At 42.3% G+C, this 22,711-nt stretch carries 20 protein-coding genes; 17 read left to right on the top strand and 3 right to left on the bottom strand.

The genetic code is table 11. From position 1 onward, the window contains the following. Nucleotides 1–11 precede the first annotated feature (11 nt). The 15 genes from alaS to MFP28_RS07915 all read left to right on the top strand — a co-directional run bounded on the left by alaS (nucleotide 12) and on the right by MFP28_RS07915 (nucleotide 16,237). Nucleotides 12–2,630 (top strand): alanine--tRNA ligase, encoded by a 2,619-nt coding sequence (alaS, locus tag MFP28_RS07985; protein ID WP_002906955.1) that lies wholly within the window; start codon nucleotides 12–14, stop codon nucleotides 2,628–2,630. Nucleotides 2,631–2,871: 241 nt separating this feature from the next. Beyond that, nucleotides 2,872–3,894 (top strand): N-acetyl-gamma-glutamyl-phosphate reductase, encoded by a 1,023-nt coding sequence (gene argC / locus MFP28_RS07980; RefSeq protein WP_002906954.1) that lies wholly within the window; start codon nucleotides 2,872–2,874, stop codon nucleotides 3,892–3,894. A 17-nt stretch (nucleotides 3,895–3,911) separates the two neighbouring features. Beyond that, nucleotides 3,912–5,105: a bifunctional glutamate N-acetyltransferase/amino-acid acetyltransferase ArgJ gene (gene argJ, locus MFP28_RS07975; protein WP_002906953.1), complete on the top strand. Its 1,194-nt coding sequence runs from the start codon at nucleotides 3,912–3,914 to the stop codon at nucleotides 5,103–5,105. An 11-nt stretch (nucleotides 5,106–5,116) separates the two neighbouring features. Beyond that, nucleotides 5,117–5,854: an acetylglutamate kinase gene (gene argB / locus MFP28_RS07970; protein ID WP_002906952.1), complete on the top strand. Its 738-nt coding sequence runs from the start codon at nucleotides 5,117–5,119 to the stop codon at nucleotides 5,852–5,854. A gap of 2 nt (nucleotides 5,855–5,856) precedes the next feature. Beyond that, complete coding sequence (locus tag MFP28_RS07965; protein ID WP_002906951.1) at nucleotides 5,857–6,999, top strand: acetylornithine transaminase; 1,143 nt, start codon at nucleotides 5,857–5,859, stop codon at nucleotides 6,997–6,999. A gap of 156 nt (nucleotides 7,000–7,155) precedes the next feature. Next, nucleotides 7,156–7,365: a helix-turn-helix transcriptional regulator gene (locus MFP28_RS07960; protein WP_009659847.1), complete on the top strand. Its 210-nt coding sequence runs from the start codon at nucleotides 7,156–7,158 to the stop codon at nucleotides 7,363–7,365. Between the two features lie 97 nt (nucleotides 7,366–7,462). Continuing rightward, nucleotides 7,463–8,227 (top strand): DUF3169 family protein, encoded by a 765-nt coding sequence (locus MFP28_RS07955; RefSeq protein ID WP_002906949.1) that lies wholly within the window; start codon nucleotides 7,463–7,465, stop codon nucleotides 8,225–8,227. A gap of 28 nt (nucleotides 8,228–8,255) precedes the next feature. Further along, nucleotides 8,256–8,798: a DUF3267 domain-containing protein gene (locus MFP28_RS07950; RefSeq protein ID WP_002906948.1), complete on the top strand. Its 543-nt coding sequence runs from the start codon at nucleotides 8,256–8,258 to the stop codon at nucleotides 8,796–8,798. Continuing rightward, nucleotides 8,795–9,496: a CPBP family intramembrane glutamic endopeptidase gene (locus tag MFP28_RS07945; protein WP_002906947.1), complete on the top strand. Its 702-nt coding sequence runs from the start codon at nucleotides 8,795–8,797 to the stop codon at nucleotides 9,494–9,496. Before MFP28_RS07950 ends, MFP28_RS07945 begins: the two co-directional genes overlap by 4 nt. 21 nt (nucleotides 9,497–9,517) lie before the next feature. Further along, nucleotides 9,518–10,171, top strand: a complete 654-nt coding sequence (locus tag MFP28_RS07940; protein ID WP_002906946.1) for a CPBP family intramembrane glutamic endopeptidase — start codon at nucleotides 9,518–9,520, stop codon at nucleotides 10,169–10,171. 162 nt (nucleotides 10,172–10,333) lie between these two features. After that, nucleotides 10,334–11,251 carry a diacylglycerol/lipid kinase family protein gene (locus MFP28_RS07935; RefSeq protein ID WP_002906944.1) on the top strand — a complete coding sequence of 306 codons (918 nt, stop codon included), beginning with the start codon at nucleotides 10,334–10,336 and terminating at the stop codon, nucleotides 11,249–11,251. A gap of 353 nt (nucleotides 11,252–11,604) precedes the next feature. Next, entirely contained in the window at nucleotides 11,605–12,540 is a 936-nt protein-coding gene (locus tag MFP28_RS07930; RefSeq protein ID WP_002906943.1) for a helix-turn-helix domain-containing protein, read from the top strand. Between the two features lie 181 nt (nucleotides 12,541–12,721). Next, on the top strand, nucleotides 12,722–15,145 hold the full coding sequence (locus MFP28_RS07925; RefSeq protein WP_002902691.1) for a GBS Bsp-like repeat-containing protein: 2,424 nt from the start codon (nucleotides 12,722–12,724) through the stop codon (nucleotides 15,143–15,145). 94 nt (nucleotides 15,146–15,239) lie between these two features. Then, on the top strand, nucleotides 15,240–15,854 hold the full coding sequence (locus MFP28_RS07920; protein ID WP_002900765.1) for a DUF6287 domain-containing protein: 615 nt from the start codon (nucleotides 15,240–15,242) through the stop codon (nucleotides 15,852–15,854). Nucleotides 15,855–15,931: 77 nt separating this feature from the next. Then, on the top strand, nucleotides 15,932–16,237 hold the full coding sequence (locus MFP28_RS07915; protein WP_002900763.1) for a hypothetical protein: 306 nt from the start codon (nucleotides 15,932–15,934) through the stop codon (nucleotides 16,235–16,237). A 58-nt stretch (nucleotides 16,238–16,295) separates the two neighbouring features. Here the strand turns inward: MFP28_RS07915 and nrdF are convergent, their stop codons facing one another. The 3 genes from nrdF to nrdH all read right to left on the bottom strand — a co-directional run bounded on the left by nrdF (nucleotide 16,296) and on the right by nrdH (nucleotide 19,950). Continuing rightward, complete coding sequence (nrdF, locus tag MFP28_RS07910) at nucleotides 16,296–17,255, bottom strand: class 1b ribonucleoside-diphosphate reductase subunit beta (RefSeq protein ID WP_002896021.1); 960 nt, start codon at nucleotides 17,253–17,255, stop codon at nucleotides 16,296–16,298. Nucleotides 17,256–17,411: 156 nt separating this feature from the next. Next, nucleotides 17,412–19,571, bottom strand: a complete 2,160-nt coding sequence (gene nrdE / locus MFP28_RS07905; protein WP_002906942.1) for a class 1b ribonucleoside-diphosphate reductase subunit alpha — start codon at nucleotides 19,569–19,571, stop codon at nucleotides 17,412–17,414. A gap of 160 nt (nucleotides 19,572–19,731) precedes the next feature. After that, a complete protein-coding gene (nrdH, locus tag MFP28_RS07900; RefSeq protein ID WP_002897920.1) occupies nucleotides 19,732–19,950 on the bottom strand; it encodes a glutaredoxin-like protein NrdH in 219 nt (72 codons plus the stop codon). 598 nt (nucleotides 19,951–20,548) lie between these two features. Here nrdH and MFP28_RS07895 point away from each other — a divergent pair. Both MFP28_RS07895 and ptsP read left to right on the top strand, forming a co-directional pair. Beyond that, a complete protein-coding gene (locus tag MFP28_RS07895; protein ID WP_002896017.1) occupies nucleotides 20,549–20,812 on the top strand; it encodes a phosphocarrier protein HPr in 264 nt (87 codons plus the stop codon). A 1-nt stretch (nucleotide 20,813) separates the two neighbouring features. Further along, nucleotides 20,814–22,547 carry a phosphoenolpyruvate--protein phosphotransferase gene (ptsP, locus tag MFP28_RS07890; RefSeq protein WP_002896016.1) on the top strand — a complete coding sequence of 578 codons (1,734 nt, stop codon included), beginning with the start codon at nucleotides 20,814–20,816 and terminating at the stop codon, nucleotides 22,545–22,547. Nucleotides 22,548–22,711 lie beyond the last annotated feature (164 nt).

The raw sequence follows: 22,711 nt of genomic DNA, 5'->3' as shown, positions 1-22,711 counted from the left end.
GAGAAAAAGAAATGAAACAAATGTCAAGTGCTCAGGTTCGTCAAATGTGGCTGGATTTTTGGGCAACTAAAGGTCATGCAGTAGAACCATCTGTCAGCTTGGTGCCGGTCAACGATCCAACCTTGCTCTGGATTAACTCTGGTGTAGCGACGCTCAAGAAATACTTCGATGGAACTATTATTCCGGAAAATCCTCGGATTACCAATGCTCAAAAGGCCATTCGGACCAATGATATTGAAAATGTCGGAAAGACTGCCCGCCACCATACTATGTTTGAAATGCTGGGCAACTTCTCTATCGGCGATTATTTCCGTGATGAAGCAATCGAGTGGGCTTACGAGCTTTTGACTAGCCCTGAATGGTTTGCTTTCCCCAAAGACAAGCTCTACATGACCTACTATCCAGATGACAAGGACTCTTACAACCGCTGGATTGCTATGGGAGTTGAGCCCAGTCATTTGATTCCGATTGAGGATAATTTCTGGGAAATCGGTGCGGGACCTTCTGGACCGGATACAGAGATTTTCTTTGACCGGGGTGAGGCTTTTGATCCAGAAAATATTGGGGTCCGTCTCTTAGAAGAAGATATTGAAAACGACCGTTATATCGAAATCTGGAATATCGTTTTGTCACAATTCAACGCTGACCCTGCTGTACCGCGTAGCGAGTACAAGGAATTGCCACATAAGAACATTGATACGGGCGCAGGTTTAGAGCGTTTGGTCGCTGTTATCCAAGGGGCTAAGACCAACTTCGAGACCGACCTCTTCATGCCTATCATTCGTGAAGTAGAGAAACTGTCTGGCAAGGTCTATGACCAAGATGGCGATAATATGAGTTTCAAGGTTATCGCAGACCATATCCGCTCGCTTTCCTTTGCCATTGGGGATGGGGCTCTTCCGGGAAATGAAGGCCGTGGCTATGTGCTTCGTCGTCTGCTCCGTCGTGCTTCAATGCATGGTCAAAAGCTGGGGATCAATGAGCCTTTCCTTTACAAACTGGTTCCAACTGTGGGCAAGATTATGGAAAGCTACTATCCAGAAGTTCTTGAAAAGCAAGACTTTATCGAAAAGATTATCAAGAGTGAGGAAGAATCTTTTGCTCGTACTCTGCACTCTGGTCAACACTTTGCAGAAACAATTGTGGCAGATTTGAAAGCTAAGGGACAAACTGTTATTGCTGGTCAAGATGCCTTCAAACTCTACGATACTTACGGTTTCCCACTGGAGTTGACTGAAGAAATTGCTGAAGAAGCAGGCATGACTGTGGACCGTGCTGGCTTTGAAGCGGCTATGAAAGAGCAGCAGGATCGGGCGCGTGCTTCTGTCGTCAAGGGCGGCTCAATGGGCATGCAAAATGAAACCTTGCAGGCCATCACCGTAGAAAGTGCCTTTAATTACGAAAAAGAAGAGCTGACAGCTGAACTCCTTGCTATCGTGGCGGATGATGCATCAGTAGAGTCTGTTGAGACAGGAACAGCTGCCCTCATCTTTGCAGAAACACCATTCTACGCAGAAATGGGTGGTCAGGTGGCCGACCACGGTCAAATCTTTGATGTGGCAGGCAATCTGGTAGCGCAAGTTACGGATGTGCAAAAGGCACCAAATGGTCAGCCACTGCATACTGTAGAAGTTTTGGCTCCTCTGGCTCTGGGTCAAAGCTATAAACTGGAAATTGACCACAGCCGTCGCCATCGTGTGATGAAAAACCACACGGCGACTCACCTCTTACATGCAGCCCTGCATAATGTTCTTGGTAACCATGCAACCCAGGCTGGTTCTCTGAACGAAGTAGAATTCCTGCGCTTTGACTTTACGCATTTCCAAGCAGTGACTGCAGAAGAGCTGCGTGCTATCGAGCAAGAAGTCAATGAGAAAATTTGGGAAGCTCTTGCCATCGAGACAGTAGAGACAGATATTGACACGGCTAAGGAAATGGGTGCCATGGCGCTCTTTGGCGAAAAGTATGGTAAAGAAGTTCGCGTCGTAACCATCGGCGACTACTCTGTTGAGCTTTGCGGAGGAACCCACGTAGGCAACACTTCTGAAATCGGTATTTTCAAGATTGTCAAAGAAGAGGGGATCGGCTCTGGAACTCGTCGTATCTTGGCAGTCACCAGCAAGGAAGCTTTTGAAGCTTACCGTGAGGAAGAAGAGGCGCTCAAGGCTATCGCAGCGACACTCAAAGCACCGCAAATCAAGGAAGTGCCTCACAAGGTAGAAGCGCTGCAAGAGCAGCTGCGTCAACTGCAAAAAGAGAATGCAGAACTCAAGGAAAAAGCAGCAGCAGCGGCCTCTGGTGAAGTCTTCAAGGATGTTCAAGAGGCAAATGGACATAGCTTTATCGCTAGTCAGGTCTCTGTGTCTGATGCAGGTGCCCTGCGTACCTTTGCGGACACTTGGAAGCAGAAGGACTATTCAGATGTTCTCGTACTGGTCGCAGCGATTGGAGACAAGGTCAATGTTCTTGCAGCCAGCAAGACCAAGGACGTCCATGCGGGTAATCTGATTAAGGAATTGGCACCGATTGTAGATGGTCGAGGTGGTGGTAAGCCAGACATGGCTATGGCCGGCGGCAGCAAGCAATCAGCTATTCCAGACCTGCTAGCAGCAGTTGCTGAGAAGTTATAATATTAGATAACAGATAGATGAAAAGGTCTGCTCTTTGGGCAGATCTTTTTTTGTACTCTCAGCTCTCTTACTTTTCTATATGTGAAGGTAATAAGCCGCTTTTCGGCAAGAAATTATGAATTGTTTTAGAATAAATAATGATATTTTCAAAAATATTGCATAAAAATACAGAAAATACTTGACAAAGGGAAAATATACGAGTAAAATAAAACGCATATTTATACGGAGGTGTTTTAAAAATATGCGAATTTCGATTGTAGGAATAACTGGTTATTCAGGAATGGAACTCCTCCGTATTTTGTTGCAACATCCGCAGGCAGAAGTCGTTTCCCTTCATGCCAGTCAAGATATGGAGGCTCCTGTGTCAGAGCTTTATCCTCATTTGAAGGGGATTTGCGACCTGAAAATAGAAGCTTTTGACAGTCAGGAAATAATGCGACGAGCAGATATTGTTTTCTTTGCAACGTCAAGTGGAGTGGCTAAAGATTTGTCAAAAGACTTTGTAGAAGCAGGATTTTCAGTCATTGACCTATCTGGTGATCATCGTTTGCCAGAGAATATTTATAAAAAATGGTATCAGAAAGAGCCGGCTGAAGACTATGTTCAAAAAGCGTTTATTTATGGGCTGTCTGAGTTTACAGATATCAGAGGGAAGCGATTTATTGCTAATCCCGGCTGCTATGCGACGGCTACAGAGTTGGCCTTGATTCCCTTGCTGAAGGCTCGGGCTATTGAGCTGGACTCCATTATTGTCGATGCCAAGAGCGGCTTGACTGGAGCAGGGAAAAATCCAGCTGCATCCAGCCATTTTGTTCATGTGCATGACAATTATGTGACTTACAAGCTGAATCAGCATCAGCATATTCCAGAGATTGTGCAGCAGTTGCAGCGTTTTAATGAGGGATTGCAACAGATTCAGTTTTCAACTTCCCTCATCCCGCTCAATCGTGGTATCGTGGCGACAGTTTATTGCAAGTTAAAAGAACCTTTGACTCGAGAAGAGTTGGCTGCTATTTACCAGGAATGCTATCAGGATAAGCCTTTTGTCCGTATCCAAGCTACTCTGCCGAATCTGCATCAGGTTGTCGGTACTAATTATACAGATATTGGTTTTGACTATAATCCTGTAACAAACATTTTAACTGTAGTGGCTGTGCTGGATAACCTGATCAAGGGGGCTGCTGGTCAGGCGGTTCAAAATATGAATCTGATGTTGGGCTTTCCTGAAACAGATGGCCTGCTCAGTCAACCGTCCTATGTCTAGATGAGAAAGGGTTAGATATGAAAACTATTGATGGAACGATTGCCAGTCCGCTAGGCTTTTCGGCTGACGGTTTGCACGCTGGCTTTAAGAAAAAGAAGTTGGATTTTGGCTGGATTGTATCAGAAGTGCCGGCCAGTGTGGCTGGAGTCTATACAACTAATAAGGTCATTGCTGCTCCGCTTCTAGTGACCAAAGCATCGATCCAAAAGAGCCAGAAATTGCAGGCAATAGTGGTTAATTCTGGTGTTGCCAATTCCTGTACAGGCCAGCAGGGACTGGACGCAGCCTATGAGATGCAGCGATTGACTGCTCAAAAGCTGAAGATTGAGCCCGACTTGGTAGGTCTGGCTTCTACAGGAGTCATCGGCGAGCAGCTTCCAATGAATGCTCTTAAAAATGGTCTGTCACAGATTCTAGTGAGTGGTAAGGCAGAAGATTTTGCTGAGGCTATCTTGACGACGGATACTTGTACCAAGACCTGTGTAGTCACAGAAGAGTTTGGCACAGACTTGGTGACTATGGCGGGAGTAGCCAAGGGTTCGGGCATGATTCATCCGAATATGGCGACTATGCTGGCCTTTATCACTTGTGATGCCAATATTTCCAGTGCTACCTTGCAAGCGGCTCTCAGTCAGCATGTGGAGACGACTTTCAACCAAATCACGGTGGATGGAGATACATCGACCAATGACATGGTATTAGTCATGGCTAATGGCTGCCGACAAAATGAAGAAATTCTGCCAGATACGGAAGAATTTGAAAAGTTTTCTAAGATGCTCCGCTATCTTATGGCTGACTTGGCTAAGAAAATTGCCAAGGATGGAGAGGGAGCGACCAAGCTGATTGAAGTCAATGTTCGGCATGCCAAGGATGGACAGAGTGGCCGTATGATTGCCAAGAGTGTTGTTGGCTCTAGCTTGGTTAAAACCGCCATTTTTGGTCAAGATCCCAATTGGGGTCGTATCTTAGCAGCTATCGGCTATGCGAGAGCAGATGTCTCAGTGGACAATATTGATATTTGGATTGAGGGGATTCCAGTTATGCAGGCTTCTAGTCCTGTGGCTTTTGACACCGAGGAGACGAGTGATGCCATGGCTGGGGAGCTGCTGACCTTGACCATTGACCTGCACGATGGGGACACTGAAGCTCAGGCCTGGGGCTGCGATTTATCCTATGATTATGTGAAAATCAACGCCCTCTATAGAACCTAAGGAGAAATGCAATGAAAGATGTGATTGTTATAAAAATTGGCGGTGTTGCTGCGCAAAAGCTGTCTGATAAGTTTATCAAGCAGATGCAAGATTGGATAGCAGCTGGTAAGAAAATCGTGATCGTTCATGGGGGCGGTCTGGTTATAAACCAACTCATGAAAGAGCGCCAGCTGCCTACTCGCAAGATTAAGGGGTTGCGGGTAACAGCTAAGTCTGACTTGCCTATCATTGAGCAGGCCTTGCTAGGTCAAGTCGGCCGAACGCTGACACAAGAACTGAACGACTCAGATATTGAAAGCCTTCAGCTGGTTTCACATTTGGGAAAGACAGTTTCGGCAGATTTTATCGACAAAGACCTCTATGGTTATGTCGGTCAGGTGAAGGTGATTCAAACTGCTTATCTAGAGCAGCTGCTAGCTGAGGACATAGTCCCAGTGCTGGCTTCGCTGGGGGGAAATGCGGCTGGCGAGTTCTTAAATATCAATGCAGACTATCTAGCAGCGGCAGTTGCTAGTAGTTTGCAGGCAGAGAAGCTGATCTTGATGACAGATATAGAAGGGGTTTTAGAAGACAAAAAAGTTCTGCCTCGGCTTCTGACCAGTCAGGTTTCCAAGAAGATTCAGACAGGTGTCATCAAAGGTGGGATGATTCCTAAGATTGAGAGTGCTGTCCAGACTGTGCTTTCCGGTGTCGGGCAGGTTCTGATTGGTGACAATCTTTTGACGGGCACCTTGATAGCAGAGGGATAACGATGACTTATTTATTTGAAAACTACAAGAGGGCACCCATTGAGTTTGTTAAAGCAGAGGGCTCCTATCTGATTGACAATGAGGGAAAGGCTTATTTGGACTTTTCATCGGGGATTGGTGTAACCAATCTTGGCTTTCACCCGCAGATCCAGCAGGCTTTGATCCAGCAAGCAGGGCGCATCTGGCACAGTCCCAATCTCTATCTTAGCTCTCTGCAAGAGCAGGTGGCTCAGGAACTGGCTGGTTCTTATGATTATTTGGCTTTTTTCTGCAATAGCGGAGCAGAAGCCAATGAAGCAGCTATTAAGCTAGCCCGCAAAGCTACTGGCAAGCAAGGCATTATCACTTTTCAGCAATCCTTTCACGGTCGAACCTTTGGCGCTATGGCCGCAACAGGACAGGATAAGATTAAGGAAGGATTTGGTGATGGGGTTCCCCATTTCAGCTATGCGGTTTACAATGATTTGGCCAGCGTAGAAGACTTGGTCAATCAGGATACGGCAGCTGTCATGCTGGAATTGGTCCAAGGAGAATCAGGAGTTCGTCCAGCAGAAGCAGCTTTTGTCAAAGACTTGGCTGATTTTTGCCGACGAGAGGAGATTTTGCTGATTGTTGATGAGGTCCAGACAGGTATGGGGCGTACGGGCCAGCTTTATTCCTTTGAGCATTATGGGATTGTACCGGATATTGTGACGCTGGCTAAGGGTCTGGCCAATGGCCTGCCTGCTGGCGCTCTATTAGGAAAGTCTAGCTTGGCTCCGGCTTTTGGACCTGGCAGTCACGGTTCTACCTTTGGTGGCAATAAATTAGCCATGGCAGCTGCCTTGGAGACCTTGCATATCATGAAAGAGACGGGATTTATGGAAGAAGTCAGGTCTAAGAGTGCCATCTTACTGGAGCAGCTGCAGCTTGCTTTTCAGGACCATCCAAATATTTCTGCTGTTCGAGGCCTGGGCATGATGATTGGGATTGAAACAAGTGCCAGTCTGTCAAGGCTTGTTGAAGCCGCTCGTCAGAAGGGCTTGATTATCCTGACAGCCGGAGAAAATGTTATCCGTCTCCTGCCGACTTTGACTATCAGCAGGGAGGAAATTCAGCAGGGTATTGCTGTTTTAAAAGAAGTATTTTCAGAAATTGATGAATAAAGGAAAAGGATTCAGTTTGAGCTGGATTCTTTTTTGTCTATGATAATAGCGTTTTTGACAATGATTATTATTTTTTTGACAAAGATACTTGTCAAAAAGAAAAGAATTTGTTACAATGATTTTATCCAAGGGAGAATAATAAATAAGGAGTTTATGATGCAGCTTAGAAATCGACTCAAGGAGTTGAGGGCGCGTGACGGTCTCAACCAGACAGAACTGGCTAAGCTGGCCGGTGTTTCCAGGCAGACAATCAGCCTTATAGAGAGAGGCGAATATACCCCGTCGATTGTGATTGCCCTTAAGATTGCCCATATTTTCAATGAAAACGTTGAGAATGTCTTTCGGCTGGTGGAGGAAGCAGAATGAAGAACCAATTAAGATTCATTTCAACAGGAGCTAAAACAGTCCTTCAGCCTCAGCATTCTTGTATCATCTATTGTAAAAAAATAAAGGAGAAGAAGTCGTGAAAGAGCAAAAACGTATATCTACACAGAAAAGAGTTTTATATAATGTCCTTATATTTCTAGCTGGAGCTTTAATAGGTGGTCTGTCTATTTTGTTTTCTGAAACTGGTCTGCTAAAAAACATCAGTTGGTCGACTATTTTTTCTGTTCAACTGCTGCGCCAGCTAGGTAGGGCCAGCCTTATCATCCTCTATCCCTTGGTCTTTTTCTTGATTTATCGGACTCGTAAATACAATGAAGCCTATGAAAAAGAAGCAGATGAGGATAAGAATTATGAATGGTACCGGCTAACCTTTAAAAATCTGGAATATGCGACTATTGTCTTTAATATCAGCAGTGCTATCGTTCTTTTTACGATTTTAGTTGGAGTTGTTTTTATTGGAAATATTACTAATCATAAGAGCCCGCTTCAGTGGAGTCTTATAGATTATGCGATTGCATTTCTTTATTTTATTTTGCAAGTTGTCTTTTTAAAGACAGTTCAGAAGGTGCGGCACTATAAGCTATCAGCCTTTCCGACTACTGAGGAAATAAAAGAATTTGCCCTCTCTTATGATGAGTCAGAGCTGCAAGCCAATTATGAACAGTGCTATCTCATTCTCTTCAATGTAAATCAGAGACTTCTGCCAGCCCTCTATGTTATTTTAGGGATACTGGGAGTCTTCACCCCCCTCAATGTCGTTTCCGGTTTTGTCGTCCTAGTGGTGATCCATATCTATATCAATCTTATGTATTATCCAATGGTAAGAAAATATTTCAAATAAGCTTATTTCCCGATGAAAGGCGGAAATTATGAAACTACTGAAAGAACTTGATTTTATCCATAATAAAAAGGTCAATCTGGCTCTGAATATAACGGCTGTGCTGCTGATCTTCCCTTTTCTAGCTCTCTTTACCTGGATTGCTATTCTGATGTATGGCAAGGGTAGCGAAGTTTTTCATTTTTTTGACTTACTCTACCTCCTTGTTCTAATGGTCATCCATGAGCTGATTCACGGCTTTTTCTTCAAGGTCTTGGGGGATGAAAATACCAAGGTCAAGTTTGGTTTTAAAAGCGGCATGGCCTATGCGACCAGTCCAGGCAGTCGTTACAGTCGGAAAAGGATGCTCGTCATCATCCTGGCACCTTTCTTTCTGATTAGCCTAGTCCTGACCTTGATCTATGCCTTGCATATTCTGACTGCAACCTCTTATATCGTTCTTGCTAGCTTCCATGCAGCCGGCTGTGCAGGAGATTTTTTCCTGGCTGTCGCTATTCTTCGGCAGAAGGGTGATATCGCTGTTGAGGATACGGAAGTCGGTATCAATATTTATCAAAAGGAGAATACAAAATGAACAACTTCAAATCAACTGCTTTAGGACTTGTAAAATGGATAGGCTTAATTGCTCTTAGCCTCCTTATAAATGTTGCTCCGATGCTATTCTTAAGGCTCGGGAAGAGTTTACCTATTTATGCAGAAATCTTATTGGTAGCCTTGTATCTGATTTTAGTTTTCCTGATTTTTCGTGTCTTCTGGCGGCGATATCAGAAGCATGTGCCTGAAGAAAAGAAGAAATTCAAACTGTCTGGCAAGGACATCGGTTTTGCTTTTCTATTCTTTTTCCTTGCCAGAGTGGCTGCTATTGTTGGTGTTTATCTCAATCTCATCCTGAGCGGCAATTCCCAGACAAGTAATGACAGCGCCATACAAGGGCTAGGGGGAATGATGTCTTCGCAGCATATCTTCTTTGCCTTACTCTTTGTTGCAACGATTGCTTTTATCGCTCCTATTATGGAGGAATTAATTTTCCGCGGTTTTGGTACTGCCTTCTTTTTTAAAAATGATCAAAAAGTTTTGCCTGCTATTGTGACTTCTGTGGTCTTCACTCTGCCTCATATTACTCAATTGACAGAGTTCCCAATTTATTTTGCACTTGGACTGGTTCTTTATTTATCCTATGCTCGTCGGGGGAATATAAAAGATTCTATGTTGGTTCATATCCTGAACAATCTCCCTATGGCTATAATACTGCTGCTAGCTATGTTTAAATAAATCAATCTATAAGGAATCACTATGAAATTAAAAACTTTCTTTACTAATTTTGGCCTTTATATTCTTGTCCTCTTGGCCTATTTCTATATATTTTCGGCTGTAGTTCTCTTCACTATAGGTTCTCTGACAGGAGGAACTTCTCAACTATTGATTTTGCCGATTTTTGTCATACTTGCAAGTCTCTATTCTTTTGCCATGTGGAAATGGTACCAGAAAGATTTGAAACTGGAAATCAAAAATACCAAGCTGACAAGCTCTATCTGGCTTCCCAGTGCCCTCTTGCTTGCTTTTATCATCTTCCAGCAGCTCGTTCCTATTGAATCCTCTGCTAATCAGAACACTGCTGTGCAATTGATTCAGCAGCAGCCAGCCTTTGCTTTTCTATACATGGTAATCTTTGCTCCTATTCTCGAGGAGTTGCTGACACGAGGATTTTTGGCTAAGTTTCTCTTTCCTGACCAAAATAGCTTGGCGAAAATCCTGCTCTATTTAACCGTATCTGCCAGCTTTTTCTCTCTTCTGCACATGCCAGGCAATCTTGTCCAGTTTCTGGTTTACTTCATCTTGGGAGCTATCTTTGGCTTAGGATATCTAGCTAAGAAGGATCTTCGCTACTCAATGGGGCTACATTTGGCCAATAATCTAATTGCCTTTGTTCTCATTGTCTTCTTTTAGTAGAAAAAGTTAAATATAAGACAGCACTTCTAAAGTTAGGCAGTAAAGTCTAACGGCAGAAGTGTTTTTCTGTGGAATGGAGTTTAAATACCAAACTGCTTTTCTGGTCTTTCGAAAGCCAGCAGTTTCAAATTCTTGTGAAAGTGTTTTCCAGATGGTATAATGAGCTATCAAATGAAAAGAGGTTTCTTTATGTCTAAAGTCCTATTAATTGTCAACCCTAGCTCGGGAGGCGAAAAAGCCAAGTCCTATGAAGACTTGGCAAGAGAAAAGCTGGCAGAATGTTTCGATGAGGTAGTGGTCAAGCATACTGAAAAAGGCGGAGACGCAGCGGCTTTTGCTAAGCAAGCAGCAGAAGACCGTTATGATAGCGTCTTTGTCATGGGTGGCGATGGAACAGTCAATGAAGGAATCAGCGGCCTGGCTGAACTAGACTATCGTCCGACTTTTGGCTTCTTTCCACTTGGTACGGTCAATGACTTGGCGCGTGCTCTTGGCATTCCCCTGGACGCTGAAGAAGCCATTCAGAATCTGGATATCAACAAAGTCAAGCCGCTTGATATCGGTAAGATTAATGACCAGTACTTTATGAATGTGGTTGCCATTGGAACGATTCCTGAATCGATTAACAATGTGGATCCTGAAGACAAGACCAAGTGGGGTAAGTTTGCCTACTTTATCTCTGGCTTCAAGCAGTTGATGGATACTAGTTTTTACGAATTTCACTTGAAGATTGATGGAGAAGAGCGCACGATAAAGAGCAGCACACTCTTGATTGGCTCTACCAACTCAATCGGAGGTTTCGAGAGCATTCTCCCTGAAGCTACTGTCAATGACGGCTTGCTCCATCTCTTGTATCTTAAGGATAAAAATCTCTTGGACACCTTGGTTTCTGTGCCGGATTTGATTTCTGGCAATGGCGAAGAAAGTGATAATATCGAGTATCTGACCTTTAAGGAAATCACAGTTGAGTTGGTAGATGATAAGGCAGAGCTCAGCGTCAACGTTGACGGAGATGAGGGCGACCAATTACCAGTAACGATTCGTGTCTTGCCATCTCACTTGAATGTTTATTGCTAGTTTTTTTGTGTTTAGACTCAAAAAAGAATATGGTAGAAGGACTCCAAACTTTTAAGTTTGGGGTCCTTTAATATTTGTAATATGCTAATTTTTAGATTTACATACTTTTCTCAAGTGATGGCGGACGTCAGCGACCTCCTGCAGAGTTCCATGACTAGCTATTGAGCCTAAGGTCTCAATAGCTCCGCTCTACCTAACTGTTGCAACAGTTAGGTAGATTTCATCACTGAGAAAAGGAAGTAATCTTTTTAGAATTTTATTAGTAAAATCTTTCCAGTTATGCTATAATAAATCTAGAATAACATGATAACATAAGCAAAGGTTTCCTAATTTATTTGGGAGGGGAATTGACGATGCGAGGAAAAGAATTTGGACAGCATTTGAAACAGCTTCGATTAAATAGGGGCTGGACCAAGGAGCAATTGTGTGGTGATGAGTCAAAGCTTTCTATACGGCAGTTAACGCGTTTGGAGTCCGGCATTTCCCAGCCGACTCTCTCTACTTTAGAATATCTGGCTTCCTGTCTAGAGGTTGATTTGGCAACCTTGATAGGAAGTAAAAAAGAAGATGCCGCTCTACCTGCTGATTACCAGCGCTTGAAGTATAAGCTGATTCGGACGACCACTTATGGCAATACCAAAGTCTTGTCCGAATTGGAGCATATCATAGATGAAATTTTTGACGTTTATTACGATGATTTGCCAGAAGCTGAGCAGAATGTAATGGATATCTTGCAATCAAAGATTTATACCTATACTTCTGAGAATTTCCAGAAGTATGGAATGACTCTCTTTGCCCAGCATTTGGATGATTTGCAAAGTAAAAAGCATTATGACGTGAATGATTTACTCTACATCCAGCTCTATCAGATCTATGTGGGAGATGAAGAGGAGATTCGGTCAGCTAAGTTTGATAAGGAATTATATACAAGAATCGCTCGGCGATTACTGCAGTCAGTTGACTATATTCCAAATGAATATCTCTTTCTCATGCGAGATGCTCTACTGACAATTCCAGGTATTGAGTGCGAGCGAAAAGAGTTCATTTATACAAAAGATACACTCAATAAACTTAATATAATCATGGAATTGACAGAGGATTATCAAAAGAAACCGCTGATAAGAATGTTAGAGGGAGAATATGAGCTTTTCGTACACAAGGACGAGAAAAAGGCTCAACAATACTACGAAGAGGGACTGACGCTGGCGAAATTGTTAGGTCATACTTTTCTATCTAAAAAAATGTCTGAGGAGTGGAATAAAGAACTTCAGATCTATCATCAAGGCTAACAGGACATCTATGTCCTGTTTTTTATTTGTAATTGAGTCTATAATTGAAACATGGAAAAAGTTAAATAGGAAAGGAGAGAATCACATGTTTAGGATTTCTTATTATCTCGCCATGATTTGGTTTTGGCTTTAGGAAATTAAATGTTGTCGTGCACAAAGATTAATAAAGGGAGCAAATAAAATGAAAAATCAATTTTTTAATAAGCAGGTTCAACGTTTTTCTATTCGTAAATATTCTCTAGGAGCAGTTTCAGTGCTTCTAGGAACATTATTATTTGCAGGGACTCAAACAGTTGCTGCTGATCAAGTAATTTCGCCAACTGGTACTGATTCAGTAGTTTCTACAGCACCTTCTGACATAGCTGTGGACACAAATCAGAGTGTTTCAGAAAAGTCAAATGCAACAGTAAGTTCTGATATTGAATCGGAAACAAAAAATGCTGTAAATAACAATTTAGTTAGTATTGAAAATGGAGTAACTTCTGAAGTTCCTGAACCACTAGAAACTGAAAATAAAGCGACAAATGCAAATGATATTCCAATCAACACTGAGCCTGTTTCTGATCAAACTTCAACAGTTAATGAAAAACAGAAAACTGTTGAAATAAATCCAGTTATAGATGATCCTACTAATCCTAAACATTTAGTAACACGTGGCTATGCCGCTTCGAATGTAGATAAGCCAGCCACCTCAATTGTTAATGATGTCAGCCGCCGCCGTGCAACTAAAGAAGAAAAAACAACTCTCAAAACAACTGTTGGTAAAGTTGCAAACGGGACTGGACATACGACTTTACTGGCTACAGGGAATGGTTCAATCGCTCGAGGCGATGATTATCCAGTAAGGTTTAAAAATCTCCCTGATTATGCTGCGGACGATTGGGGACTTATTGTTAAAAATTGTACTTCATTTACTGCTTATAGATTAAGTTCAGTTAATGGTTTTAACATTCCTCGTGCGTACGGAAATGGCGGTGAATGGGGATATCGGGCAAGAAGAGAAGGATATAGGGTAGATAATCATCCAGCTCTTGGCTCAGTCGCTTGGATTGATGATGGAAGTTACGGACATGTAGCATGGGTGTCCAATGTATTGGGAAATAATGTAGAAATTGAAGAATATAACTATGCTTGGAGTAAAAGTTATAATCGCAGAGTAGTTGCTGCAAGTTCAATCTCAGGCTTTATACATTTTAAAGATATCATTGGAGGTACATCCACACCGATTTCCCAGCCTTCTGATAATCAAGGAATCCCTGCCAGTGGAGTGTATCATTTCACTCAAAGAGCCTCCATTAAAGCTGAGCCTAAGATGTCTAGTCCTGAATTAGCTTATTATGATGCAGGACAAACTGTTACATATGATCGTAAATTGGAAGCAGATGGCCATCAATGGATTAGCTATCTCTCCTTTGCTGGAAATCGTAGATATATTGCCATTGGAGTAACAAAGACAAAGGCTCCTTTAAAGGGAACCTTGACTATCCAAAACAATAATGCTCAGACAGGGACTTTTGATGTCATTGTATCTGATGTCTCTAGCCCGTATGGTGTGAAAGAAGTGAAATTACCAACTTGGTCAAGTGAAAATGGACAAGATGATATTGTTTGGTACACTGCTGCTAAACAGCCTAATGGAACATATAAAATAACTGTCAATGCAAATAAACATAAAGGTTCTACGGGAGAGTATAATATCCATCTATATTATGTTCAAAATAATGGGGAAATGGTTGGAGCTGGGGGAACGAAGACTACCGTTTCTATTAAGAAGCCTGAAGGGAAAATTACTATTCAAAATAATAATTCAAAAACAGGAACCTTTGATGTTGTTATATCTAACATTTCCAATCCTGGTGGTGTAAAAGAAGTAAAAGTACCTACATGGTCTAGTGCGAATGATCAAGATGATATTATTTGGTATACTCCTAAAAGACAATCGGATGGCACTTACAAATTGACAATAAAGGCTAGCGATCATAAATATTCCACTGGAAAATATAATGTGCATTTATACTATGTTCAAAATAATGGCCAAATGATTTGTGTAACAGGAACGACGACAGAAGTCTCCTTGGATAAGGAATTAATCCGGCCGACAGGAACTATTACTATTCGGAATAATACTTCAAAGACAGGTACCTTTGATATTATTGTGTCTAATGTTTCTAATCCTGGTGGTGTAAAAGAAGTAAAGGTACCTACATGGTCTGCTGCCAATGACCAGGATGACGTGGTTTGGTACACTGCTAGCAAGCAACCAGATGGGACTTACAAACAGACTATTAAAGTAAGTGATCATAAAAATTCCACAGGGAAATACAACGTCCACCTGTACTACGTTCAGGATGATGGAAAACTTGTAGGTGCCGGCTCAGCTACTACGGAAGTCGCATTACCAACTATATCTATTCCATCAAAAGGGAATTACGTTTTTCAAGGCTATGCTTCTATTCGGTCTGAAGCTAAAATATCAAGTCCAGAACTAGCAAACTTTGACAAAGGGAGCACAGTCTTTTATGATCAAACTTTTATTGCAGATGGTCATCAGTGGATTAGCTATGTTGGGTATAGTGGTAGCCGTCGTTATGTAGCAATAAATTAATTTTATAATATTTCAATATGATTATTGATTTTATTAATTCAAAATGTTACAATAAGATTACAAAAAGGTATTAATTCATGAGGAGGCCTCTTTTATGAAAAATGCAAAATTAATGTTTCTTGCGACTGCACTCACTTCTTCCATTATCTTGCTTGGTGCTTGCAGTAAACAGCAGGACAAGCAAACATCTCAAAGTAATAGCTCTAGCCAAACAGTTCAAACTTCTAAATCAGATTCTAAGTCTGAAGCGAAAGCTGTTCCATCAGCTAGCCCAGATGAAACTGATGCAGCGTCAGTATCTTCTGAAGCTCAGCCTAAAAATGAAACAAAGTCTGACACGAAAGACCCAGCCACTCCAGCAGCGGGTATCGATGTCAATGCTTTGGCAGCAGGAGATTTTTCGACTGTAGCCGGTACTTGGCAAAATGATTTGGGGGATGCGATAGTATTGAATAATCAAGGGGTCGTTTCTCATACTCTGAATGGAAAAGAATCCAGCGATTATACTTTACTAAAAGGTCAAGTAAGCGATGGTAGTTATGTATCTACTCTTGCTTATACTGCTGGTAGCAGTAGCGCAACCTTTTTAGTAATTCCAGAAGGAGCTGTTTTGCCTGATACTGGAAACGAGAATCCTAAAGCACAGATTCGAGTTGGACAAGATGCTATCACTGCTTCCCAGCATCCGTATTATCGCGTATCTAATTAGTGACTGCATAAGTGGAGTTAGGGATGATGTTCCTAGCTCCACCTTTATTTGGATAAAAAACATGAAGGGAGGAAAAGATGGCTACTTTAATGATGAAAAAAATAGCTGAGGATTTAAATAAGACTAGAGTATTGGATGAAAATGGAGCTTTGGTAGCTTATTATGCCCTTCTGCCAGCTGACTTTTCTGGTGGTGACAGCAAGCTTTATCTTGAAAATCCAACGAGTCAAAGGCGGATGTATAGAATTTATCAAAATATGAAGCCCTTTTTATTTCCTATTGTCCCAGCTCATGACTGTACCGTGATTTATCTAACATCTGATGTTGGAGTTGAGATTACAGTCGCAGAACATCTGGAAGAATATATCTATGATAGTCAATAGATTAATAGTCAGTCAAAGACCCCCTCTTTCCGTATTTTGGAAAGAGGGGGTCTTTGTCTTATAAACCGTAATTATAGTCGTCATCCTGCATGGCTTCAACTTCGCCTAGCAGGTAGCCGTTACCCACTTGGGAGAAGAAGTCATGGTTGGAAGTACCGGTTGAGATACCGTTCATGACGATAGGATTGACATCGTCTGCTGAGTCAGGGAAGAGCGGATCTTGCCCTAGATTCATCAGAGCCTTGTTGGCATTGTAGCGCAGGAAGGTCTTGACCTCTTCAGTCCAGCCGACTGTGTCATAGAGGCTTTCAGTGTAGCCTTCTTCATTTTCATAGAGGGTGTAGAGCAGGTCGTACATCCATTCTTTGAGTTTTTCTTGCTCGTCTTCTGGCAGCTCGTTAAAGGCTAGCTGGAACTTGTAGCCGATATAGGTTCCATGGACAGACTCGTCACGGATAATCAGCTTGATAATTTCAGCAACGTTAGCCAGTTTGTTATTGCCCAGATAGTAGAGCGGAGTGAAGAAACCAGAGTAGAAGAGGAAGGTTTCCAAGAAAACGCTGGCTATTTTCTTTTCCAGAGCTGTACCGTTCAGGTAAATCTCGTTGATAATCTCAGCTTTCTTTTGCAGGTATGGATTGGTGTTGGTCCAAGCAAAGATTTCATCGATTTCTGACTTGGTATTGAGCGTAGAAAAGATAGAAGAGTAAGACTTGGCGTGAACGGACTCCATAAATTGAATGTTGTTGAAGACAGCTTCTTCGTGAGCAGTGCGGACATCCTTGCGAAGGGCATCCACACCAGACTCAGACTGGAGGGTATCCAGCAGGGTCAGGCCACCGAAGACCTTGCCGACCAGGTCTTTTTCCTTGTGAGACAGCTTTCTCCAGTCATCCAGGTCATTGGATAGGGGAATCCGCGTATCCAGCCAGAATTGCTCGGTCAGTTTTTCCCAGGTGGACTTATCGATGACATCTTCAATAGCGTTCCAGTTAATGGCTTTATAGTAAGTTTGCATTCTTTCTCCTTTAGTAGATGGTACGACCTGATGTGGTATCAGCTATCACTTCTTGGATACTGTCCCAATGCTCCACGATTTCACCTTCCTGTTCATGATGAGGAAGGTGAAATTGTGACATGGTCGAATTTCCTTTTCTTTTTCTAAAATCTCTTGTTAGATGACACAGCTTTCACATTGGTTGGCACCTACTTCGCCGCCATCATCAGTAAAGGTGCGGACGTAGTAGATGGACTTGATTCCCTTGTTGAAGGCATAGTTACGCAGGATAGAAAGATCGCGGGTTGTCTGCTTGCTTTCTTTTTTCCATTCGTAGAGGCCTTTAGGGATATCGCTGCGCATAAAGAGAGTCAGAGAAAGACCTTGGTCCACATGCTCAGTTGCGGCTGCATAGACATCAATAACCTTGCGCATGTCCATGTCATAAGCACTGGTGTAGTAAGGGATAGTCTCAGTTGACAGGCCAGCAGCAGGATAGTAGATCTTACCGATTTTCTTTTCTTGACGTTCTTCGATCCGCTGGGTAATTGGATGGATTGAAGCAGAAACGTCATTGATATAGCTGATAGAGCCATTTGGTGCAACGGCCAGGCGGTTTTGGTGGTAGAGGCCATCAGCCTTGACCTTGTCGCACAACTCTGCCCAATCCTCTGCAGACGGGATAAAGATGCCTGCGAAGAGTTCTTTGACACGATCAGACTTAGGTACAAATTCACCCGTCAGGTATTTGTCAAAGTAAGTACCGTTGGCATAATCAGATTTTTCAAAGTTATGGAAGGTCACACCACGTTCGCGAGCGATATTGTTAGACTCGACTAAGGTCCAGTAGTTCATAAGCATGAAGTAGATGCTGGTGAACTCTACAGCTTCCGCTGATCCATAATCGATCAGCTGCTGTGCCAAGTAGCTGTGCAGTCCCATAGCTCCCAGACCAAAGGTGTGCGCCAGACTGTTACCATTGTCGATAGAAGGCACAGCTGTGATGTGTGAACTGTCTGTGACAAAGGTCAAAGCGCGTGTCATAGTTCGGATGGATTTTCCGAAGTCAGGCGAAGTCATCATGTTGACAACGTTGGTAGAGCCTAAGTTACATGATACATCTGTTCCTAGGTGAAGATACTCTTGCGCATCATTCAAAAGGCTAGGCTCTTGTACTTGCAGGATTTCAGAGCAAAGGTTACTCATGACGATTTTACCGTCAATTGGATTTGAACGGTTGGCCGTATCAATGTTTACGACATAAGGATAGCCAGATTCTTGTTGGAGTTTGGAAATTTCTGTTTCCAAATCACGGGCCTTGATCTTGGTCTTAGTGATATTTGGATTAGCGACCAATTCATCGTATTTTTCAGTGATGTCAAGGTAGGCAAATGGCACTCCATACTCGCGTTCAACAGAGTATGGGCTGAAGAGGTACATTTCTTCATTCTTGCGCGCTAATTCGTAGAACTTATCCGGAATGACAACACCGAGTGAGAGGGTTTTAACCCGAACTTTTTCGTCGGCATTTTCTTTCTTAGTAGAAAGGAAAGAGATGATATCTGGGTGGAAGACATTGAGGTAAACAACTCCAGCTCCCTGACGTTGGCCCAGCTGGTTAGAGTAAGAGAAACTGTCCTCGAAGAGTTTCATAACAGGCACAACGCCAGACGCAGCTCCTTCATAACCCTTGATAGGAGCTCCAGCTTCCCGCAGATTGCTGAGGGAAATACCAACCCCGCCTCCGATACGAGACAATTGCAGGGCAGAGTTGATGGAGCGACCGATTGAGTTCATATCATCTGTTACTTGGATGAGGAAGCAAGAAACCAATTCACCGCGACGAGCCCGACCAGCGTTGAGGAAGCTTGGTGTAGCTGGTTGGTAGCGCTGGTGGATAATTTCATTGGCAATATCCTTGGCAATGGCTTCATCTCCGTTGGCAAAGTAGAGGGCGTTGAAGAGTACCCGATCCTCCATGCTTTCCAGATAGTATTCGCCATCATTTGTCTTCAGGGCATACTGGTTGTAGAACTTATAAGCAGCCATGAAAGATTTAAACTTGAAATCTTGAGCATGGATAAAAGCAGTCAGCTCCTCGATGTATTCAGGAGAATAAAGTTCAATAAATTCCTTCTCCAAATAGTTTTCTTCTATTAAATATTTAATTTTTTCTGTGATAGAAGAAAATTGCTTGGTGTTTGGCTCAACGTTTTCTTTAAAAAAAGCTTTTAAGGCTTCTTGGTCTTTATGAAGCATAATCTGACCATTAACTGGACGGTTGATTTCGTTGTTGAGTCGGAAGTATGTCACATCCTCTAAATGTTTGAGTCCCATGTTTTTCCTTTTCTATATAAATAAGATAATTAGCTAGCGGAAAAATATCCGCCTTACAAAAGAAACGGCCCCTATGAGCATAGGAGCTGCAGTTTGCCCTGATAATCTGTCTTTTAGTTTATCTCCCAATCAAGGCGCGCTGCCCTCAAAATAAACTACATTAAGACAGTTTTTTCAATTTACCAGGTTGGAAACCAGAAAATGCCTCAGTTGCTGTCTGAATCACAGGAGCAGCGTTGAAACCAAGATCTTTGACATGGTCAATGAATTCTGGCTGTTCGTCCAAGTTGATTTCGCGGTATTCTACATGATTAGTATCTAAGAAGCGCTTGGTCATTTTGCACTGAACGCAGTTGTTTTTTGAGTAAATAGTTACCATTAAAAATTCCTCTAAACTTTCGTTTTTTCTTTTAAATAATACGAAACTAGTATATCTAAAAGAAAATAGAATGTCAATAGTTTTGAACTAAATATTGTGTGATATTTTGTTATAGGATAGATTACAATACAATATATAGTGTTTGTATAAGCGGTGAAAAGAAGTGAAAAATTGCAGAAAAGGAGCAAAATGCTGTTGCGGCAATGCTTAAACAAGTCTTAAAATGTTAGAAAAATGACTAGTAGCTTTTCCTCCCCAAAACCAAAATCCAATATCTTGTGTTACAGAATTTAGGGAATCACTAGCAGGAGTGGAGGGAGGAGTTTATATTCTTAATTTATGGAAATTAAGAATATAAAAATAAGAAATTTATGATTGAAAACTTGCTGGAAGAAATGTTTGAATAAAAGCTGAAAGATAGGGGCTTTTGCTTGGAAATTCCACCTTCAATATAATAAGAAGAGTTTTCATTTCCTAAGAAATATTTTGTAAGCGGGCTATAAAATTCTTGAAAAAGATTTCAAAAGGTGATATAATATCAACTTGTAAGGGTTATCACAATAACTCAAAAAGAATTATTTAAAAGGAGAGTCTAACTATGGCTTCTAAAGATTTCCACATTGTAGCAGAAACAGGTATTCACGCACGTCCAGCAACTTTGTTGGTTCAAACTGCTAGCAAATTCGCTTCAGACATTACGCTTGAATACAAAGGTAAATCAGTAAACTTGAAATCTATCATGGGTGTTATGAGTCTCGGTGTTGGCCAAGGAGCTGATGTTAAGATCTCAGCTGAAGGTGCAGATGCAGACGATGCTATCGCTGCAATCTCTGAAACAATGGAAAAAGAAGGATTGGCTTAATATGACAGAAATGCTTAAAGGAATTGCAGCATCTGACGGTGTTGCCGTTGCTAAGGCATATCTATTAGTTCAACCGGATTTATCATTTGAGACTGTTTCAGTCGAAGATACGAATGCAGAAGAGGCTCGTTTGGATGCAGCTCTTGAAGCTTCACAGAACGAGCTTTCTGTTATCCGTGAGAAAGCAGTAGATAGCCTTGGTGAGGAAGCCGCTCAGGTGTTTGACGCTCACTTAATGGTACTTGCTGACCCTGAAATGGTTGGGCAAATCAAAGAAACAATCCGTGCGAAAAAGACCAATGCAGAAGCTGGTCTGAAAGAAGTAACGGACATGTTTATCACTCTCTTTGAAAACATGGACGACAATCCATATATGCAGGAACGTGCGGCAGATATCCGCGACGTGACGAAGCGTGTTCTTGCTAACCTTTTGGGTAAGAAATTGCCAAACCCAGCGTCTATCAATGAAGAATCAGTTGTGATTGCTCATGACTTGACTCCTTCTGATACAGCACAGCTGGATAAGAAATTTGTTAAAGCTTTTGTAACCAATATCGGCGGCCGGACAAGCCACTCTGCTATCATGGCACGTACGCTTGAAATCGCAGCAGTATTGGGAACTAATAACATTACTGAGCTTGTAAAAGACGGCGATGTGATTGCAGCTAACGGTATCACTGGTGAAGTGATTATCAACCCAACTGAAGAGCAAATCGCAGCATTTAAAGCAGCTGGTGAGGCTTATGCTAAGCAAAAAGCTGAATGGGAATTGCTTAAAGATGCTCAGACTGTGACTGCAGATGGCAAGCACTTCGAATTGGCAGCCAATATCGGTACGCCAAAAGACGTTGAAGGTGTCAATGCTAACGGTGCAGAAGCGGTTGGTCTTTACCGGACTGAGTTCCTTTATATGGATTCTCAAGACTTCCCGACAGAAGATGAGCAGTATGAAGCATACAAGGCTGTGCTTGAAGGCATGAATGGAAAACCAGTTGTTGTTCGTACGATGGATATCGGTGGAGATAAGGAACTTCCTTACTTTGATATGCCGCATGAAATGAACCCATTCCTTGGTTTCCGTGCTTTGCGTATCTCTATCTCTGAAACTGGCGATGCTATGTTCCGTACACAAATCCGCGCTCTCTTGCGTGCTTCTGTACATGGACAATTGCGCATCATGTTCCCAATGGTAGCCCTTCTAACAGAATTCCGCAAAGCTAAAGCGGTTTATGACGAAGAGAAAGCTAAGCTGCAAGCTGAAGGCGTTGCAGTAGCAGACAATATCCAAGTGGGTATTATGATTGAAATCCCAGCAGCAGCTATGTTGGCGGATCAATTTGCTAAGGAAGTAGACTTCTTCTCTATCGGTACCAACGACTTGATCCAGTACACTATGGCGGCTGACCGGATGAATGAGCAAGTCTCTTACCTCTATCAACCATACAATCCATCTATCCTTCGCTTGATTAACAATGTTATCAAAGCAGCTCATGCTGAAGGCAAATGGGCAGGTATGTGTGGAGAAATGGCTGGTGATCAAACAGCGGTGCCATTGCTCGTAGGTATGGGCTTGGATGAATTCTCTATGAGTGCGACTTCAGTTCTTCGGACTCGTAGCCTCATGAAGAAGCTGGATACGAAGAAGATGGAAGAACTGGCTCAGCGTGCACTGACTGAATGTGCAACGATGGAAGAAGTTCTTGAGCTTGAAAAAGAATATCTGGACTTCGATTAATCTGAAAATTAAGATCAGGGAGATTTTCCTGGTCTTTTTTAGTTTTCTTCAAAGGCATAGTGAAGATTGTGCAGAAAGTTGAAATCAAAGAAAACAGAAAATAAGCAGATCTAATATGAACAAAATTAGATAATCTATCTTAATTGTGAAAAAATTCTTTAAAT

The sequence above is a fragment of the Streptococcus sanguinis genome (assembly GCF_050234405.1).
GTDB lineage: Bacteria > Bacillota > Bacilli > Lactobacillales > Streptococcaceae > Streptococcus > Streptococcus sanguinis_W.
The sequence above is the reverse complement of the archived record's forward strand: the minus strand, read 5'-3'. Positions and strand labels throughout refer to the sequence as shown.

Excerpts from the sequence above, each read along its gene's own strand:
- alaS (WP_002906955.1), top strand. The coding sequence starts at position 12 with ATGAAACAAATGTCAAGTGCTCAGGTTCGTCAAATGTGGCTGGATTTT.
- argC (WP_002906954.1), top strand. The coding sequence starts at position 2,872 with ATGCGAATTTCGATTGTAGGAATAACTGGTTATTCAGGAATGGAACTC.
- argJ (WP_002906953.1), top strand. The coding sequence starts at position 3,912 with ATGAAAACTATTGATGGAACGATTGCCAGTCCGCTAGGCTTTTCGGCT.
- argB (WP_002906952.1), top strand. The coding sequence starts at position 5,117 with ATGAAAGATGTGATTGTTATAAAAATTGGCGGTGTTGCTGCGCAAAAG.
- MFP28_RS07965 (WP_002906951.1), top strand. The coding sequence starts at position 5,857 with ATGACTTATTTATTTGAAAACTACAAGAGGGCACCCATTGAGTTTGTT.
- MFP28_RS07960 (WP_009659847.1), top strand. The coding sequence starts at position 7,156 with ATGCAGCTTAGAAATCGACTCAAGGAGTTGAGGGCGCGTGACGGTCTC.
- MFP28_RS07950 (WP_002906948.1), top strand. The coding sequence starts at position 8,256 with ATGAAACTACTGAAAGAACTTGATTTTATCCATAATAAAAAGGTCAAT.
- MFP28_RS07945 (WP_002906947.1), top strand. The coding sequence starts at position 8,795 with ATGAACAACTTCAAATCAACTGCTTTAGGACTTGTAAAATGGATAGGC.
- MFP28_RS07940 (WP_002906946.1), top strand. The coding sequence starts at position 9,518 with ATGAAATTAAAAACTTTCTTTACTAATTTTGGCCTTTATATTCTTGTC.
- MFP28_RS07935 (WP_002906944.1), top strand. The coding sequence starts at position 10,334 with ATGAGCTATCAAATGAAAAGAGGTTTCTTTATGTCTAAAGTCCTATTA.
- MFP28_RS07930 (WP_002906943.1), top strand. The coding sequence starts at position 11,605 with ATGCGAGGAAAAGAATTTGGACAGCATTTGAAACAGCTTCGATTAAAT.
- MFP28_RS07925 (WP_002902691.1), top strand. The coding sequence starts at position 12,722 with ATGAAAAATCAATTTTTTAATAAGCAGGTTCAACGTTTTTCTATTCGT.
- MFP28_RS07920 (WP_002900765.1), top strand. The coding sequence starts at position 15,240 with ATGAAAAATGCAAAATTAATGTTTCTTGCGACTGCACTCACTTCTTCC.
- MFP28_RS07915 (WP_002900763.1), top strand. The coding sequence starts at position 15,932 with ATGGCTACTTTAATGATGAAAAAAATAGCTGAGGATTTAAATAAGACT.
- nrdF (WP_002896021.1), bottom strand. The coding sequence starts at position 17,255 with ATGCAAACTTACTATAAAGCCATTAACTGGAACGCTATTGAAGATGTC.
- nrdE (WP_002906942.1), bottom strand. The coding sequence starts at position 19,571 with ATGGGACTCAAACATTTAGAGGATGTGACATACTTCCGACTCAACAAC.
- nrdH (WP_002897920.1), bottom strand. The coding sequence starts at position 19,950 with ATGGTAACTATTTACTCAAAAAACAACTGCGTTCAGTGCAAAATGACC.
- MFP28_RS07895 (WP_002896017.1), top strand. The coding sequence starts at position 20,549 with ATGGCTTCTAAAGATTTCCACATTGTAGCAGAAACAGGTATTCACGCA.
- ptsP (WP_002896016.1), top strand. The coding sequence starts at position 20,814 with ATGACAGAAATGCTTAAAGGAATTGCAGCATCTGACGGTGTTGCCGTT.